5 protein-coding genes are annotated in these 19,298 nt (G+C 42.8%); 4 read left to right on the top strand and 1 reads right to left on the bottom strand.

Going from position 1 to position 19,298, the window contains the following annotated elements; all coding sequences use genetic code 11:
- Position 1 precedes the first annotated feature (1 nt).
- On the top strand, positions 2-1,048 hold the full coding sequence (gene rfbB, locus HMPREF2766_RS01280; protein WP_070567271.1) for a dTDP-glucose 4,6-dehydratase: 1,047 nt from the start codon (positions 2-4) through the stop codon (positions 1,046-1,048).
- A 60-nt stretch (positions 1,049-1,108) separates the two neighbouring features.
- Here the strand turns inward: rfbB and rfbD are convergent, their stop codons facing one another.
- Complete coding sequence (gene rfbD, locus HMPREF2766_RS01275) at positions 1,109-1,963, bottom strand: dTDP-4-dehydrorhamnose reductase (RefSeq protein WP_070567269.1); 855 nt, start codon at positions 1,961-1,963, stop codon at positions 1,109-1,111.
- A gap of 237 nt (positions 1,964-2,200) precedes the next feature.
- On the opposite strand from rfbD, the gene HMPREF2766_RS01270 reads away from it, so the two are divergent.
- The 3 genes from HMPREF2766_RS01270 (at position 2,201) to HMPREF2766_RS01260 (ending at position 19,225) form a co-directional block, all read left to right on the top strand.
- A complete protein-coding gene (locus tag HMPREF2766_RS01270; protein WP_070567267.1) occupies positions 2,201-4,183 on the top strand; it encodes a peptide ABC transporter substrate-binding protein in 1,983 nt (660 codons plus the stop codon).
- Positions 4,184-4,460: 277 nt separating this feature from the next.
- Positions 4,461-10,835, top strand: a complete 6,375-nt coding sequence (locus HMPREF2766_RS01265) for a SpGH101 family endo-alpha-N-acetylgalactosaminidase (protein WP_083303857.1) — start codon at positions 4,461-4,463, stop codon at positions 10,833-10,835.
- Positions 10,836-10,975: 140 nt separating this feature from the next.
- Positions 10,976-19,225, top strand: coding sequence for an SIALI-17 repeat-containing surface protein (locus HMPREF2766_RS01260; protein WP_070567265.1), 8,250 nt, complete (start codon positions 10,976-10,978; stop codon positions 19,223-19,225).
- Positions 19,226-19,298: the final 73 nt, after the last annotated feature.

Raw genomic sequence — 19,298 nt, 5'->3', positions numbered from 1 at the left:
AATGACTGAATACAAAAATATCATCGTGACAGGTGGGGCTGGTTTTATCGGTTCTAACTTTGTTCATTATGTTTACAAAAACTTTCCAGATGTTCATGTGACAGTACTGGATAAGCTGACTTATGCGGGTAATCGTGCTAATATTGAAGAAATTCTAGGCGATCGTGTTGAGTTGGTTGTTGGAGATATTGCTGATGCAGCCTTGGTAGATAAGCTGGCAGCTGAAGCGGATGCTATCGTTCACTATGCGGCAGAAAGCCACAATGACAACTCGCTCAATGACCCGAGTCCCTTTATCCACACCAACTTCATCGGAACTTACACACTTTTGGAAGCAGCACGTAAATACGACATTCGTTTCCACCATGTGTCGACTGATGAAGTCTATGGAGATCTCCCTTTACGTGAAGATTTGCCAGGTCATGGAGAAGGTCCAGGTGAGAAATTTACGGCTGAAACCAAGTACAATCCAAGCTCACCTTACTCATCAACCAAGGCAGCTTCAGACTTGATTGTCAAAGCTTGGGTGCGCTCATTTGGTGTCAAAGCGACTATTTCGAACTGTTCAAACAACTATGGTCCTTACCAGCACATCGAGAAGTTCATTCCGCGCCAGATCACCAATATCTTGAGCGGTATCAAGCCAAAACTCTATGGTGAAGGCAAGAATGTCCGTGACTGGATTCATACCAATGACCATTCATCAGGCGTTTGGACGATTTTGACCAAGGGTCAAATCGGCGAAACTTACTTGATTGGTGCTGATGGCGAGAAGAACAACAAGGAAGTTCTGGAGCTGATTCTCAAGGAAATGGGACAGCCAGCTGATGCTTATGACCATGTGACAGATCGTGCCGGCCACGACCTTCGCTATGCCATTGATGCCAGCAAGCTCCGTGATGAACTAGGGTGGAAGCCAGAGTTTACCAATTTTGAAGCAGGCCTCAAAGAGACCATCAAATGGTATACAGACAACCAAGATTGGTGGAAATCTGAAAAAGAAGCGGTAGAGGCTAACTATGCTAAAACACAACAAGTGATTAACTAATCAGATACTAAAAAGCAAGAGACCTCATGGTATCTTGCTTTTTATGTATGTCGTAATCTTTTATTTTCTTACTTCTTGTTTATAAAACTCTTTAAGGGCATCTTGCCAGGTTGGAATGACGAAACCTGTCGCCTTCGCTTTGGCTAAACTCATGGTTGAGTTGAGGGGACGTTTAGCCTTAGCAGGGAACTTGCTGGAGTCTACTGGTACTACTTCGACATCACTGTCTTTAAGAATCTCGACAGCAAAGTCATACCAAGTGGTGTCTTCAGCTGCGTCATTTGATAAGTGGTAGTAGCCAAACTCTTTTTGATTATCAGTCAAGTAGGTCATAAACTCAGCCAAGGTACGTGTCCAAGTTGGACGGCCGTGTTGGTCGTTGACTACTGTGAGCGTTTTATGGGTTTTGGCTAGATTTTGCATGGTAAAGACAAAGTTTTTTCCATAATTTCCAAAGACCCAAGCAGTGCGGATGATGTAATGCTGTGACGTAAGGTTTTCAACAAGTTCCTCACCCATTCGCTTGGTACGCCCGTACTCTGTTTGCGGATCAGGTAGGTCATCGACTTCCCACTCTTGTCCGACGGGTTTCTTTCCATCAAAGACGTAGTCTGTTGAAATATAAATGAGAGTAGCTCCGTATTTATCAGAGGCTTTGGCTACATTTTCAGTTCCAGTTACGTTTATGGCAAAATCCAGTTCTTTTCCCTCATCTTCTGCAGCATCAACAGCAGTGTAGGCTGCACAATGATAGACCAGAGTTGGATTAACCTCGGCAAAGACTTTCTCAACCATCTCAGCATTAGTGATATCCATTTCGGCCACATCCACTGCAACATAGTCCACATTTCGTTCATCTAGTAAATAACGTAGTTCGGTACCGAGTTGACCATTTGTACCTGTAATTAATATCATTGTCTTCTCCTTAACTTTTCTTCTATCTAATCATAGCAAAAAAATGATAAAAAATCTGATTTTCGGCCCTTGTTTTGCTGGTTTAAGATATAAAAATATAGTATTAGAGAATCATAATTTTATAATAGAAAACTTATTTTTCAGAATTTACCAAAGTAATTCAAAAATTCTGAAAATTTTATTGACATGTTTCTGAAAAGGGACTATAATGGGGTGAAAGTTTTAAAGGAGAAAACAATGAAAAGTTCAAAACTACTTGCCCTTGCGGGTGTGACGTTATTGGCAGCTGCGACTCTTGCGGCCTGCTCTGGATCAAGTTCAAATGCTAAAGGTGAGAAAACATTCTCATACATTTACGAAACGGATCCTGATAACCTAAACTATTTGACAACTGGTAAGGCAGCTACAGCAAATATTACTAGTAACGTTATTGATGGCTTGCTTGAAAATGACCGCTATGGTAACTTTGTACCATCTATGGCTGAGGATTGGTCTGTATCTAAGGATGGATTGACTTATACGTATACACTCCGAAAGGATGCAAAATGGTATACATCTGAAGGTGAGGAGTATGCAGAAGTTAAAGCTCAAGACTTTGTAACTGGTCTTAAGTATGCTGCTGATAAGAAATCAGATGGTCTTTACCTGGTTCAGGAATCTATCAAGGGATTGGATGCCTATGTCAAAGGAGAAATTACAGATTTTTCTCAAGTAGGAATCAAAGCTCTTGATGATTATACCGTTCAATACACATTGAACAAGCCAGAAAGTTTCTGGAATTCTAAGACAACAATGGGTGTTCTGGCTCCTGTTAATGAAGAATTTTTGAACTCTAAAGGGGATGACTTTGCTAAAGGTACGGACCCAAGTAGCATTCTCTATAATGGACCATTCTTACTCAAATCAATCGTAGCCAAATCATCAGTCGAGTTCGAAAAGAATCCAAACTATTGGGACAAAGACAATGTTCATCTTGATAAAGTGAAATTATCCTTCTGGGATGGTCAAGATACTAATAAGCCAACTGAAGCTTTCAAAGACGGTAGCTTTACAATGGCTCGTCTCTTCCCAACAAGTGCTAGTTACTCAGAGACTGAAAAAGCATTCAAAGACAATATCGTTTATACCCAACAAGATTCTACTACTTATTTAGTAGGCACAAATATCGATCGTCAGTCCTATAAGTACACTTCTAAGACAACAGATGAGGAAAAAGCATCAACCAAGAAGGCCCTTTTGAATAAGGACTTCCGTCAAGCTATTGCATTTGGTTTTGACAGAACAGCCTACGCTTCTCAAGTAAATGGTGCAAGCGGGGCCACTAAACTGCTTCGTAATTTGTTTGTTCCCCCTACATTTGTACAGGCAGATGGGAAAAACTTTGGGGAATTAGTTAAGGAAAAATTGGTGACCTATGGAGACGAGTGGAGCAACGTAAACTTGGATGATGCCCAAGATGGACTCTATAATCCTGACAAAGCTAAAGCAGAATTCGCTAAAGCTAAGGCGACCCTTCAAGCGGAAGGTGTGAAATTCCCAATCCACTTGGATATGCCTGTAGACCAAACTAATACAACAAAAGTTCAACGTGTTCAATCATTTAAACAGTCAGTTGAAGAAAATCTAGGATCAGATAATGTGGTTATCGATATCCAACAGCTCCAAAAAGATGATGTTCAAAACATTACCTACTTCGCTGAAACTGCGGCTGGAGAAGACTGGGATATCTCAGATAACGTGGGTTGGTCTCCAGACTATATCGATCCATCTACTTATCTTGATATTATCAAGCCTTCTGTAGGAGAAAATACGAAAACATATCTAGGATTTGATTCTGGGACAAACAACGCTGCGGCTAAGCAAGTTGGTTTAGAAGATTACGAAAAAATGGTTGTGGAAGCTGGTGAAGAAACTTCTGATGTTTCAAAACGTTATGAGAAATATGCTGCTGCCCAAGCTTGGTTGACAGACAGTGCCTTGCTCATCCCAACAACTTCTCAAACTGGTCGTCCAATGTTGTCTAAGATGGTGCCATTTACACTTCCATTTGCATACTCTGGTAACAAGGGTATGAGCGAAGCCCTTTTGTACAAATATCTAGAAGTACAAGATAAGGCAGTGACAACAGAAGAATACCAAAAAGCTCAAGAAAAATGGTTGAAAGAAAAAGAAGAGTCAAATAAAAAGGCCCAAGAAGATCTCGCAAACCATGTGAAATAACTTTAAAAAAGTAAAGGATTTAGCCATCGACATGATGGTTAAGTCCTTTTTTATCTTGGTATAAGTCCCTGAATGATTAGAGATAGGATTTTTCAGAAAAGAGAAAATTTTAGTGAATTTTACCTATTTCCTATTGCTTTCTGCCTTTTTATTTGTTATATTAAAAGTACAATTATTTTTTATTTATAACAGTTAAGCATAGCACTTTCAGAGAAAGGAGTATTTTTTAAAAAAGAAATGTAAACGCTTACTGTAAAATGAAAGGATTTAGGAGTTCATGGATAAACGATTTTTTGAAAAACGCTGTAAGTTCAGTATTCGTAAGTTTACGCTTGGAGTAGCTTCGGTGATGATTGGAGCGACTTTCTTCGCGGCTAGCCCAGTATTGGCTGATCAAGCAAGAGTTGGTTCAACAGATAATTTGCCGAGTGAACTAGCTGATTTGGATAAGAAGGCTAGTGATGAGGGGCACGATTTTGACAAGGAAGCTGCCGCTCAGAATCCTGGTTCAGCTGAGACTACTGAAGGTCCTCAAACAGAAGAAGAGTTGTTGGCTCAAGAAAAAGAAAAGTCTGAAAAGCAAAGCAATTTGCCAAAAGAATTAGAAGATAAGTTGGAGAAAGCTGAAGATAATGGGCGTGAAGTTGACAAGGATCAATTGGCCCAAGATACTGGGAAGCTCGTCCCAGAAGATGTGGCTAAGACTACCAATGGGGAATTAAACTACGGCGCGACTGTTAAGATTAAGACGCCATCAGGAGAAGGTAGCGGTATTGTCATTGCTAAAGACCTTGTCTTGACGGTTTCTCATAACTTTATCAAGGATAGCCAAGACGGCAATATCCGTAAGGTTGTGGATAATGACCAAGGGGATGGAGATATCTATAGCATCTCATATCCAGGATTGCCAGATGTCAAGTTTAGCAAGAAAGATATCATTCATTGGGATCGTGAAGGCTACCTGAAAGGCTTCAAAAATGATTTGGCCCTAGTGAGATTACGTACAGTTCTAGAAAATACGCCTGTTGAAGTAACTAAAAAGCCAGTAGTTAAGAAAATTGGAGATAAACTCCATGTCTTTGGTTATCCAGAAGGGAAATTGAATCCGATTGTCAATACTACAGTTGATTTTGCGGAACCATACGGAGAAGGTGTCCAAGGGATTGGTTACCAAGGAGGAAAACCGGGCGCTAGTGGTGGCGGTATCTTTGATACAGAAGGAAAACTGGTCGGTGTGCACCAAAATGGTGTAGTTGGAAAACGGAGCGGCGGCATTCTCTTCTCACCAGCTCAACTAAAATGGATCCAAGACCACATACAGGGAATTTCAAGTGTGAAACCAGCCGACTTGGAAGAGAAAGAAAAACCGGCTGAAGAAAAACCAAAAGAGGATAAACCTGCAGCTGCTAAACCTGAAACACCTAAGACAGTAACTCCTGAATGGCAAACAGTAGCGAATAAAGAGCAACAAGGAACAGTCACTATTCGTGAAGAAAAGGGTGTTCGCTACAATCAATTGTCTTCAACGGCCCAAAATGACAATGATGGCAAACCAGCCTTGTTTGAAAAACAAGGATTGACAGTTGATGCTAATGGAAATGCAACGGTTGATTTAACCTTCAAAGATGATTCTGAAAAGGGCAAATCACGCTTTGGTGTCTTCTTGAAATTTAAAGATACCAAGAACAATGTTTTTGTTGGATATGACCAAGGTGGCTGGTTCTGGGAATACAAAACTCCAGGTAACAGCACATGGTATCAGGGCGGTCGTGTTGCAGCTCCAGTAAATGGATCAGTGAATCATCTGACTATTAGCTTAAAATCAGATGGTCAGCTGAATGCAACAAATAATGATGTAAAACTTTTTGATACAGTTACTTTGCCAGCTGCGGTCAATGAGAATCTTAAAAATGAGAAGAAGATCCTTCTCAAGGCAGGAACTTATAGCAATGACCGTACGGTTGTCAGCGTTAAAACAGACAATCAAGAAGGTGTAAAAGCGGATGATACTCCTGCCCAGAAAGAAACAGGTCCGGCTGTTGATGATAGCAAGGTGACTTATGATACGATCCAGTCCAAGGTTCTCAAGGCAGTGATTGACCAAGCCTTCCCTCGAGTCAAAGAATACACCTTGAATGGGCATACTTTGCCAGGACAAGTTCAACAACTTAAGAAAATCTTGGTAAACAATCGCGAAATTACACCTGAAGTCACCTATAAGAAGATCAATGATACTACTGCAGAGTACTTGATGAAGCTTCGTGACGAGAAGAATTTCATCAATGCAGATATGACAGTACGCTTGCAAGTTGTAGAAAATCAGTTGCATTTTGATGTGACCAAGATTGTCAACCACAATCAAGTTACTCCAGGTCAAAAGATTGACGATGAAAGAAAACTTCTCTCCTCTATCAATTTCTTGGGGAACTCACTTGTGTCAGTTTCAAGCGACCAAACTGGGGCTAAGTTTGACGGAGCAACTATGTCAAACAATACCCATGTCAGCGGAGATGATCATATCGATGTAACCAATCCAATGAAAAACTTGGCTAAGGGTTACATGTATGGTTTTGTTTCTACAGATAAGCTTGCTGCAGGTGTTTGGAGTAACTCTCAAAACAGTTACGGTGGTGGTTCGAATGACTGGACTCGTTTGACAGCATTCAAACAAACTGTTGGAAATACAAACTATGTGGGAATCCAAAGTTCTGAGTGGCAATGGGAAAAAGCTTATAAGGGCATCGTCTTCCCAGAGTATACTAAGGAACTTCCAAGTGCCAAGGTTGTTATCACTGAAGATGCCAATGCGGACAAGAAAGTCGACTGGCAGGATGGTGCCATTGCTTATCGTAGCATCATGAACAACCCTCAAGGTTGGGAAAAAGTTAAGGATATCACTGCTTACCGTATCGCGATGAACTTTGGTTCTCAAGCACAAAACCCATTCCTTATGACCTTGGATGGTATCAAGAAAATCAATCTCCACACAGATGGTCTTGGGCAAGGTGTTCTCCTTAAAGGATATGGTAGTGAAGGTCACGACTCTGGTCACTTGAATTATGCTGATATTGGTAAACGTATTGGTGGTGTCGAAGACTTCAAGACCTTGATTGAAAAAGCGAAGAAATATGGAGCTCATCTAGGTATTCACGTGAACGCTTCTGAGACCTATCCTGAGTCTAAATACTTTAACGAAAATATTCTTCGTAAGAATCCAGATGGAAGCTACAGCTATGGTTGGAACTGGCTAGACCAAGGTATCAACATTGATGCTGCTTATGACTTGGCGCATGGACGTTTGGCTCGTTGGGAAGACTTGAAGAAAAAACTTGGTGAAGGTCTCGACTTTATCTATGTGGACGTATGGGGCAATGGTCAATCAGGTGATAACGGTGCCTGGGCTACCCACGTTCTTGCTAAAGAAATTAACAAACAAGGCTGGCGTTTTGCGATTGAGTGGGGCCATGGTGGTGAATACGACTCTACCTTCCAACACTGGGCAGCTGACTTGACCTATGGTGGCTACACTAATAAAGGTATCAACAGTGCTATCACCCGCTTTATCCGCAACCACCAAAAAGATTCTTGGGTTGGGGACTACAGAAGTTACGGTGGTGCAGCCAACTACCCACTTCTAGGTGGCTACAGCATGAAAGACTTTGAAGGCTGGCAAGGACGAAGCGACTACAATGGCTACGTGACTAACCTCTTTACCCATGATGTCATGACCAAGTACTTCCAACACTTCACTGTAAGTAAATGGGAAAATGGTACACCAGTTACCATGACTGATAACGGTAGCACCTATAAATGGACTCCAGAAATGCGAGTGGAATTGGTAGATGCGGATAACAATAAAGTAGTTGTGACTCGTAAGTCAAATGATGTCAATAGTCCGCAATACCGCGAACGTACAGTAACGCTAAACGGACGTGTCATTCAAGATGGTTCAGCTTACTTGACTCCTTGGAACTGGGATGCAAATGGTAAGAAACTTCCTACTGATAAGGAAAAAATGTACTACTTCAATACGCAGGCCGGTGCAACAACTTGGACACTTCCAAGCGATTGGGCAAATAGCAAGGTTTACCTTTACAAGCTAACTGACCAAGGTAAGACAGAAGAGCAAGAACTCACTGTAAAAGATGGCAAGATTACCCTAGACCTTCTAGCAAATCAACCATACGTTCTCTACCGTTCAAAACAAACCAATCCTGAAATGTCATGGAGCGAAGGCATGCACATCTATGACCAAGGATTTAACAGTGGAACCTTGAAACACTGGACCATTTCAGGTGATGCTTCCAAGGCAGAAATTGTCAAATCACAGGGTGCAAATGAAATGCTTCGTATCCAAGGTAATAAGAGCAAGGTCAGTCTTACTCAGAAACTGACTGGCTTGAAACCAAATACCAAGTATGCTGTTTATGTCGGTGTTGATAACCGTAGTAATGCTAAGGCAAGTATCACAGTGAATACTGGCGAGAAAGAAGTGACTACTTACACCAATAAGTCACTCGCTCTTAACTATATCAAAGCTTATGCTCATAACAATCGTCGTGACAATGCTACAGTTGACAATACAAGTTACTTCCAAAATATGTACGCCTTCTTTACAACAGGATCTGACGTATCAAATGTCACTCTTACTTTGAGTCGTGAAGCTGGTGATGAAGCAACTTACTTTGATGAAATTCGTACCTTTGAAAATAATTCAAGCATGTATGGAGACAAGCACGATACAGGTCAAGGCACCTTCAAACAAGACTTTGAAAATGTAGCTCAAGGAATCTTCCCATTTGTAGTGGGTGGTGTCGAAGGAGTTGAAGACAACCGGACTCACTTGTCTGAAAAGCATGATCCATATACACAACGTGGTTGGAACGGTAAGAAAGTTGATGATGTTATCGATGGAAATTGGTCACTCAAGACAAATGGACTAGTGAGCCGTCGTAACTTGGTTTACCAAACCATCCCACAAAACTTCCGTTTTGAAGCAGGTAAGACTTATCGCGTAACCTTTGAATACGAAGCAGGATCAGACAATACCTATGCCTTTGTAGTCGGTAAGGGAGAATTCCAGTCAGGTCGTCGTGGTAGTCAAGCAAGCAACTTGGAAATGCATGAATTGCCAAATACTTGGACGGATTCTAAGAAAGCCAAGAAGGCAACCTTCCTCGTGACAGGTGCAGAAACAGGCGATACTTGGGTAGGTATCTACTCAACTGGAAATGCAAGCAATACTCGTGGTGATTCTGGTGGGAATGCTAACTTCCGTGGTTACAATGATTTCATGATGGATAATCTCCACATCGAGGAAATTACCCTAACAGGTAAGATGTTGACAGAAAATGCTCTGAAAAACTACTTGCCAACTGTAGCCATGACCAACTACACGAAAGAGTCTATGGATGCTTTGAAAGAGGCGGTATTTAACCTCAGCCAAGCAGATGATGACATTAGTGTAGAAGAAGCGCGTGCAGAGATTGCCAAGATTGAAGCTTTGAAGAATGCTTTGGTTCAGAAGAAGACAGCCTTGGTAGCAGAAGACTTTGAAAGTTTGGACGCGCCAGCTCAACCAGGCGAAGGTCTAGAGAATGCCTTTGATGGCAATGTATCTAGCCTATGGCATACATCTTGGAATGGTGGAGATGTAGGTAAGCCTGCAACTATGGTATTGAAAGAACCTACTGAAATCACAGGACTTCGCTATGTTCCACGTGCCTCTGATTCAAATGGAAACTTGCGAGATGTCAAACTGGTTGTCACAGATGAGTCTGGCAAGGAACATACCTTTACCGTAACTGATTGGCCAAATAACAACAAACCAAAAGACATTGACTTTGGCAAGACAATCAAGGCTAAGAAAATTGTCCTTACTGGTACCAAGACTTACGGAGATGGTGGCGATAAATACCAATCTGCAGCGGAACTTATCTTTACTCGTCCGCAAGTAGCAGAAACACCTCTTGACATGTCTGGCTATGAAGCAGCTTTAGCTAAGGCGCAGAAATTAACAGACAAAGACAATCAAGAGGAAGTAGCTAGCGTTCAGGCAAGCATGAAATATGCGACGGATAACCATCTCTTGACGGAAAGAATGGTGGCCTACTTCGCAGACTATCTCAATCAATTAAAAGATTCTGCTACGAAACCAGATGCTCCAACAAGTAGCAAGGGTGAAGAGCAACCACCAGTTCTTGATGTACCTGAATATACAGGTCCTTACGGAACAGCTGGAGAAGAAGCGGCTGTTCATGACCTACCTGAGTTCAAAGGCGGCGCTAATGCGGTTGAAGCCTTGGTTCACGAATTACCAGAATACAAAGGTGGAGCCAATGCGGTCCTAGCGGCTGCAAATGAAGTTCCAGAGTATAGAGGTGGAGTCAATGCAGTTGAGGCCTTGGTGAATGAAAAGCCAGCCTACACAGGTGTATTGGCTACTGCTGGAGATCAAGCAGCTCCAACAGTTGAAAAATCTGAGTACCCGCTCACTCTAAGCCCAGTAGCTGATGCCAAAACTCTGGAAGCTAAAGATGAAGAAAAATTACCTGCTACAGGGGAGCACAGCTCAGAAGTAGCCCTCTTCTTAGCAAGTGTGAGTATCGCTTTATCTGCTGCGGTCCTTGCGACAAAACGTAAAGAAGAGTAATGAGATTTGATTTCAGCAGTTCAAAGCAACTCGAATCAAAAAGGAACAAACAGCCGGAGAGGACCTCTTGGTTCTCTCCTTTTTCAAAGGAGAAATGATACCGCTTACTCGTGTATGCGGATGAAAGGAATAGGAGAAAGATGGATAGACATTTTTTTGAGAAACGCTGTCACTATAGTATAAGAAAATTTGCAATCGGTGCAGCCTCCGTTATGATTGGTGCTAGTATCTTTGGCGCCAATATGGTTCAGGCGGCAGAAACAGCAACACCTTCAGAGACAGAGGGAAGTATCACTCATGTTCAAGCCCTGGATAAGTTACCAGATGATTTAGCCGCTGCGCTTGAAAAGGCGGATGCAGAAGCTGCAACAGAAGCAAGTCATGAAGAAACTCCAGCGACTGATGAGGGAACCAATCCTGCAGCAAGTGAAGAGGCAAAACCAGAGACAGGTCCTGCAAGTCCCAAGCCAGCAGAAACGCCCAAACCGGTTGAAACACCAAAGGCAGACAATAAACCAGCTGAAACTGCTACGCCCGCACCAAAACCAGCTGAAAAGACAATCGAAGATAGAGAGGATATCAATCATCTCGAAGGTGCTACTGCCCAAGCAAACAACCATGAGACTGGTACCAACTTTACTGCGGATAAGGCTATCGACGGAGATGACAATACTCGTTGGGCTACAGATAGAGATGCAGTAAAACCAACTTTTGAATTAACTCTTCCAAAAACTACCCTCATCAAACATGTGGAAATAGACTGGGATCGTCGTCTTCGTAATGGGCAAAATGATCCAAATATCAAATCTTGGAGTCTCTATTACGCAGGCCAAGAAGATGTGGGGGCTAATGGAGAAAAACAATGGAAACTAGCTCATACCAAAACTGGAGAACCTGTTTTAGATGAGAAAGTTGACCTAGCTGAAAGTATTCAAGCTAAATATCTTAAGTTAGAAATTAACGACTATCAAGCGGGCACAATGGGTTGGAGAAACGTTGGCATCCAAGAAATTCGAGCTTATTCTAACGTTCCGGACCATAGTAAGGTAACGGATATCCGCCAAGTAACCGAACTAACAGTAGCAGAAGATGGACAGTCTCTTGTCTTACCAACTTTACCAGGGAAAGTTAGCCTTATCGGAAGCAACAAGCAAGGTGTGATTGATCTTCAAAATCGTATCCATAAACCTCTGACAGATCAACGCGTTAAGGTTATGGTGCAGCAAATCAAAGACAGCCATACTTTCACTAAGGAATTTGAAGTAGTCATCAAGGGTCTACATCAGGACGAGGGTGTAGGTGTCAAACCAAAAGTAGCACCAGCTGTTCAACAATGGTATGGGAAAGAAGGCCAATCTTCTATCACTTCAGATACAGTCCTTGCGACAGGTGATTCTGGCTTTGATCAGGCAGCAACCTTCTACCAGTCAGACCTTGCTAGCCGTGGATTGGAACTAGCAACAGGTGACAAGCAGGCTCAAAAACGAATCGAATTTAAAAAGGTTGAAAACAAGGGTTATGGTAAAGAAGGGTACGGTATCACTATCCAAAATGATGTGATTACCATCGAAGCTGCCACAAACACAGGAGCCTTCTACGCCACTCGGACTCTTCTTCAAATGGGAGAAACAGACCTACAAAATGGCGAAATTCGTGATTTCCCAAGTTTCAGCCACCGTGGCTTTATGTTGGATACAGGTCGTAAATTTATCCCTTATGACACTCTTGTAGACATCATGCTCAACATGGCTTACTACAAGATGAACGACTTGCAGTTGCACCTCAACGATAACTATATCTTCCTTAAGGAACACTTGGCAAGTAAGAATTTAAGTCCAGAAGAACAACTCAAGTATGTACTTGAACACGCTAAGACTGGTTTCCGTGTGGAGACAGACATTGTCGGTAAGAATGGTCAAAAATTGACTTCAGATGAGCATTATACCAAGGAAGAAATGCAAAATCTGATTAAATTGGCCAAGGCCTTGCATATCAATCTAGTGCCAGAAATTGACACACCAGGTCATGCACTATCATTTGTCAAAGTCCGCCCAGACCTCATGTATCAAGGTAGTTTGAGTGATTATGCTGGCAAGCACAATGTTGAACGTGTTGCCATGCTCGACCTAGATAATAAATACGATGAAACGCTAGCTTTTGTCAAATCAGTTTATGACAAACTCCTCGATGGTCCAGATGCACCACTTCATGGGGTATCCACTGTTCATATTGGAACGGATGAATACTATGGCAGCAGAGAAAGTTACCGTCGCTATGTCAATGATTTGACCCAATATATCAAGTCTAAAGGTTACACCCCTCGTATCTGGGGCTCACTCAGTGCGAAGCGTGGGAACACTCCTGTTGATTGGAACGGAGTAGAGGTTGATATCTGGAGTATCGGATGGCAACGACCAAATGAAGCCATTGCTCAGGGAGCTAAGATTATCAACATCACAGATGTACCGACCTATAGTGTGCCAAGTGGAAGCAATAGTCAAGCAGCCTACGGGGACTATGCTAACTACGAACGTCAGTACAATAGCTGGACACCGAATGATTTTAGAACAGGTGGAGGTCCACTTCTACCAGCTTCTCATCCAAGTATCCTTGGTGGTGGGCACGCAGTTTGGAATGATAACATTGACCTTCATGAGACCGGTTTGACTTCTTATGATATCTTTAAACGCTTCTTCAAGAGCATGCAAACCACTGCGGAGCGCACTTGGGGATCTGATCGTGCAGCTGCGACCTTTGCAGAACGTACCCTACCAACGAGTCCTTATGCGCCACAGTCAAATCCTGATAAAGAGATTGACCAAAGTGATTTGTTTACCATCAATCCTGAAACAGTCAAGAACTATGCAAGTAAGAAAGTGAAGGCAAGCGAACAGGGATTGGCTTTTGAGAAAGACAGCAGTATCGAAGGCTTGGCTGGTGATGTTGGTCCAAGTCATGTCTTGAAGTTTGATGTGACTGTCACTGGAGACGGTGAACAAACCTTCTCAACAAGTGGGGACAACCGTATCTATCTAGCTGATAAAGATGGCTATCTTGCTTATCAATTTGAACAGTTCCATATCCAATTCAATAAAAAACTTGAAAAGAACAAACGTTATCAAATCTCTATCGTGACCAAACCACAATCAACAGAAGTCTATGTGGATGGTGAAAAGATTGAGCGTATAGCAAATCCAGCCCATCCTCGCTTTGCCCACAATAGCTTGGTTCTACCGCTTGAAAGCATCGGTGGTTTCAAAGGAATCTTGCATAGCGCAGAGTTGTCAGACAAACCATTTGTAAATCCTCGTTTGATTTCAAATGATAAGATTACAGCAACCGCAAGCAGTCAGCAACTTCCAGGAAACGCGACTGAAGGCGCTGTTGAAAAGGCCTTTGACAATGATCCAAATACCTTCTGGCATACTAAGTGGACTGGTGACACTGCGCCATACACCCTTACTATGACCTTGAAAGAAGCAGAAAAAGTCAATGGTTTGACCTATCTCCCACGTCCAGGTGGTGGAAATGGTGTCGTGACGCGCTACGAAATCTACGCACAAATAGATGGCCAAATGGTCAAGGTTTCAGAAGGAAGCTGGGACAACAACGCCCAAGAAAAAACAGTCAACTTTGCGGCGGTAGATACCAACAAGATTGAGTTGAAAGTATTGGAAGGCGTTGGTGGTTTTGCAAGTGCAGCTGAAGTTCATCTATTAAAACCTGTCAAAGAAGAGCAAGAAACGCCTGCACCAAGTCAACCAGAAAAACCAACTACACCTGAAAAACCAAAAGTAGACCAAACCGGTGATGGAACAGTTGAATTGGCAGATCAATTCACTGCAAGTAAACCAGCTAGCGAAGACAGCATTGCAGCTGCCAGCAAGAGCGCAGACTATCTCAAGAAAGAGTACAAGGTCTTCCCAACGCCACAAAAAGTGACTTATGGAGAAGGAGTCACAGCCCTTCGTAAGCAAGTCAATCTGGTCATGGGCGATCAACTCGATATCTATACTCGCAATCGCTTGAAGAGTGTTTTGCAGGACAATCAAGTATCTTATACAACTGGTAAGGCAGCAATCGCTGGCGCAACCAATATCTATCTTGGAGTGCATGGACAAGGTTCACAAGCAGAGCAAAACTTGTCCAATGTTTCAGCAGGTATCTTTGACAAGATCGACGCCTATGTCTTGAGCATCAAGGATAATTCGATTTCCATCGTCGGAAAAGACACTGATGCAGTCTTCTATGGTTTGACAACCTTGAAACACATGCTCAAGGAAAGCCAAGTGCCAGTCCTTCGTAATGTGACAGTAGAAGATTACGCAGAGCTCAAGAACCGTGGTTTCATCGAAGGTTACTATGGAAATCCATGGTCTAATGCCGATCGTGCAGAGCTCATGCGTTATGGTGGCGATTTGAAATTGAACCAATACTTCTTTGCACCAAAAGATGATCCATACCACAACAAGAAATGGCGAGAACTCTATCCAGAAGAAAAACTAGCTGAAATTCGTGAACTTGCCCGTGTCGGAAATCAAAGTAAAACTCGGTATGTCTGGACTATCCATCCATTCATGAACAACCGTATCCGCTTTGGCAATGAAGCGCATTACCAAGAAGATTTGGCAACTATCAAGGCCAAATTTACCCAGTTGATGAAAGTGGGTGTCCGCGAATTTGGTATCCTTGCAGATGATGCTCCAAGCCCAGTCGGAGGATACAATAGCTACAACCGCTTGATGCAAGATATGACCAAGTGGTTGACTGAAATGCAGGGAACTTACAGCGGTCTTCGTAAAGAAATGATCTTTGTTCCTGGCCAGTATTGGGGTAATGGACGTGAAGATGAGTTGAAATCTCTCAATGAAAATCTCCCAAGATCAACAACCATGACCTTGACGGGTGGTAAGATTTGGGGTGAAGCCTCTGAAAGCTTCCTTTCAACTCTCAAGAACAATCTATCCGCAGGTGGCAAGACCTATCGCCCAGTTTCACTTTGGATTAACTGGCCGGTAACAGATAACTCTAAACAACACTTGATTCTAGGTGGTGGTGAGAAATTCCTTCATCCAAATGTGGATCCAAGCTTGCTATCTGGTATCATGTTGAACCCAATGCAACAGTCTGAACCATCTAAGATTGCCCTCTTTTCAGGAGCTCAATACTCATGGAAACAATGGAAATCAGAAGAAGAAGCTAAGAAAATCAATGACATTGCCTTCAACTTTGTAGAAAATGGTCATTTTGAAGATAGCAAGGTATCGGCAGCCTTCCGTGAACTTGGTAAGCACATGATTAACCAAAACATGGATAATCGTGTCGTCAAACTAGAAGAATCGGTAGACTTAGCTCCAAAATTAACAGACTTCATGACCAAGCTCAAAGCAGGTCAGGATGTGACTGCGGAACGTGCAGCCTTGCGTGCAGAATTTGCCAAGATTAAAGAAGCAGCCGAACTCTATAAAGCATCAGGCGATAAAAAAATGGTTGCCCAAATCCACTATTGGTTGGATAATGCAATCGATCAAATGAATGCTCTCGATGCCTTCCTTACAGGAACTGAAGCCATGGCTACAAACGATGCAGCCAAACTTTGGGATAGCTACTATAAAGGTTTGAAATTGTACGAACAGTCTCAAACTCACACCTTCCATTATGTAGACCATATGGAAAAAGCTGAATTGGGTGTTCAACATATTCGTTCATTTATCCTATCCTTGAAAGAAGTTCTAGCGTCTGAAGTTCAAAAAGTCTTGCATCCAGACCAAATCATCAGCACCTTTATCACCAATCGAACAGGTGTAGAAGGTGGTTTAGCAGAAGTAACGGATGGCGATTTGGCAACTCATGCGATTATTAAATCACCAAATAGCATCAAGACAGGTGATTATATTGGTATGAAGTTCAACAAACCGATAGCGATCCAAACCTTGACCTTTGCTATGGGAACGCAGGCAAATCCACGTGATACCTTTAGTAAGGCAGAAGTGCAGTATCAAGATGAAAATGACAACTGGGTAACCTTGAAAGAGCCAAGCTATGTCGGAAATGAATCCCTTCTTAAGTTTGAGAATCTCAACATCAAGGCCAAGGCAGTTCGTATGATTGCGACAGCAGATCGTGAAAATACCTGGTTTGCAGTTCAGGAAATTGCAGTTAACCGTCCAGTTGAAAAAGCTCGTAGCCAACAAGCAACGACAGTTAGTCTGAGCTCAAATTTAGTTTACAAACTAAATACCTCAGCTCGTCAAATCACTGATGGCAAGGACAATACAGAAGCCATGATGGCAAATGCTGACGGTAGCAATACGACACCAGTAGATGCTTGGGCACAACTGGACCTCGGTGAAGTCAAGTCAGTCACTAAAGTTCGTCTTCGTCAAGGAACAGGTGATAAACTTGCCGCAGGTGTGCTTGAGTATTCTACAGATGGTACTACTTGGCAGGAACTCGATCGCTTGTCAGGTGAGCAAACCAAGGAAGTGACTAGAGCAATCAATGCTCGTTATATCCGAGTACGCAATACCAAGGCCCTCGACCTCTGGTGGCGTATCCAGGACTTCTCTGTTGAGACACGCTCTGGAAACAGTGAGTTAACGGACACCAACGTCGACGCCTTGAAGGAAACACCAGTAGTGGATAGCTTGGGCAGTTACGAGCTTCAAATTCCAGCTGGAACCAAACTCCCTGCTCATAGCTATCTAGGAATGAAGCTTGACCGTATCCATCAAATCAAGAGCATCCAGCTCAAAGGTCAGGTCAACACTGCTCTTACTCTAGAGTACTCTGCAAATGCGCAAGAGTGGACACCAGCTAGCCAGTTGACAGACAGATCTGTAGTGAGCCACTTGGTTCGTTATGTTCGTCTGGTCAATAAAACAGATCAGGAACAAGCTGTGACAGCCACTTCTCTCCTTGTGACAACCAAAGAAGTACAACCAACCAAACTAGAATCTACAACTATGGGCATTCATCCAACATACGGAAGCAATGATGTTCGTAAACTGAACAACCTAGATCAACTGTTTGACGGTGTTTACAACAACTTCGTTGAGTTTTCAGACTATGCCCATAAAGATGGCCACGTAACCTTGAAACTTGGTAGCGAACGCACCATCAAGAAGATTAGAGCTTACATCCAAGACGGAACTCAAAACTATCTTCGTGATGGTAAGATTCAAGTCAGCCAAGACGGTAAAACTTGGACTGATGTCGTTACAGTAGGAGATGGTGTGGCCAATAGCACACATGATGATTCATTGACAGATGGTTGGACACATGATTCTAAAATGCCAGGAAATCGCTACATCGAAGGTGAATTGACGACACCAGTTAAAGCTAACTATCTCCGTGTCCTCTATACAGCGGATTATGATGCCCGTTTTGTAGGCTTTACAGAATTGGTCATCAACGATGGTGAATTTGTCAAACCAATCAATGATCCAACAGTAGAAGGAAGTAGTGGAGAAAGCCAAGGCAACCTTTATAATAATCTTGTAGACGGCAAAGTCTTGACCAGCTACAAGTCTGAAAAAGACAAGGGCGAATTGGTGTATCACTTGTCTGAACCAACCAATGCCAACCACCTTCGTCTCGTTTCCAGTCTTCCTGAAGGAGCTAAGGCACGTGTTCTTGCTAGAACACTCAAGGATGGTCAAGACAGTTGGCTAGACCTCGGTGCCATTACATCTAGTCTCCAAACCTTCGCTATCCGAAATGGTGGCTCTCTTCTAGACGTCAAATTAGTCTGGGAAGGTGGCAAGGCTGAGTTTTATGAATTGGCGAGCTTCTATCAAGAATTAACAGAAGAACCTGTTCAATCAAGCAAGGGTGAAGAACCAGCACCCGTTCTTGAGGTTCCTGAATTCACAGGTGGTGTCAATGCAGTTGAAGCCCTAGTACATGAACTTCCAGAGTACACAGGCCCCGTAGCGACAGTAGGTGACCAAGCTGCTCCAACAGTAGAGAAACCTGAGTTCAAGGGTGGTGTCAATGCAGTTGAAGCCCTAGTACATGAACTTCCAGAGTACACAGGCGCATTAGCAACAGTAGGAGACCAAACTGCTCCAACAGTAGAGAAACCTGAGTTCAAGGGTGGTGTCAATGCAGTGATGGCTCTAGTGCATGAATTGCCAGAATACACAGGCCCGCTAGCAACAGTAGGAGACCAAGCAGCTCCAACAGTAGAAAAACCTGAGTTTAAACTTAGCACTCTAGTTTCTGATCAAGGTAAGACTCCAGATCATAAACAAGAAATTGCTAGACAAGAAACAGCAAAACAGAGCTTGCCAGCAACAGGTGAGAGTCAATCTGACACAGCCCTCTTCCTAGCAGGTGTTAGCCTAGCCCTATCTGCTCTCTTTGTAGCAAAAACAAAGAAAGACTAGTATTTAGTAAAACCTCTTAACAAGATTACGAAATCCGTTTCCTATCTTTCCCAATGAGGTTTATAGTACAGAA

The sequence above is a fragment of the Streptococcus sp. HMSC076C08 genome (genome assembly GCF_001810825.1).
Taxonomy (GTDB): domain Bacteria; phylum Bacillota; class Bacilli; order Lactobacillales; family Streptococcaceae; genus Streptococcus.
Note: the sequence above shows the minus strand (reverse complement) of the source record. Positions and strands in the feature narration are given on the sequence as shown.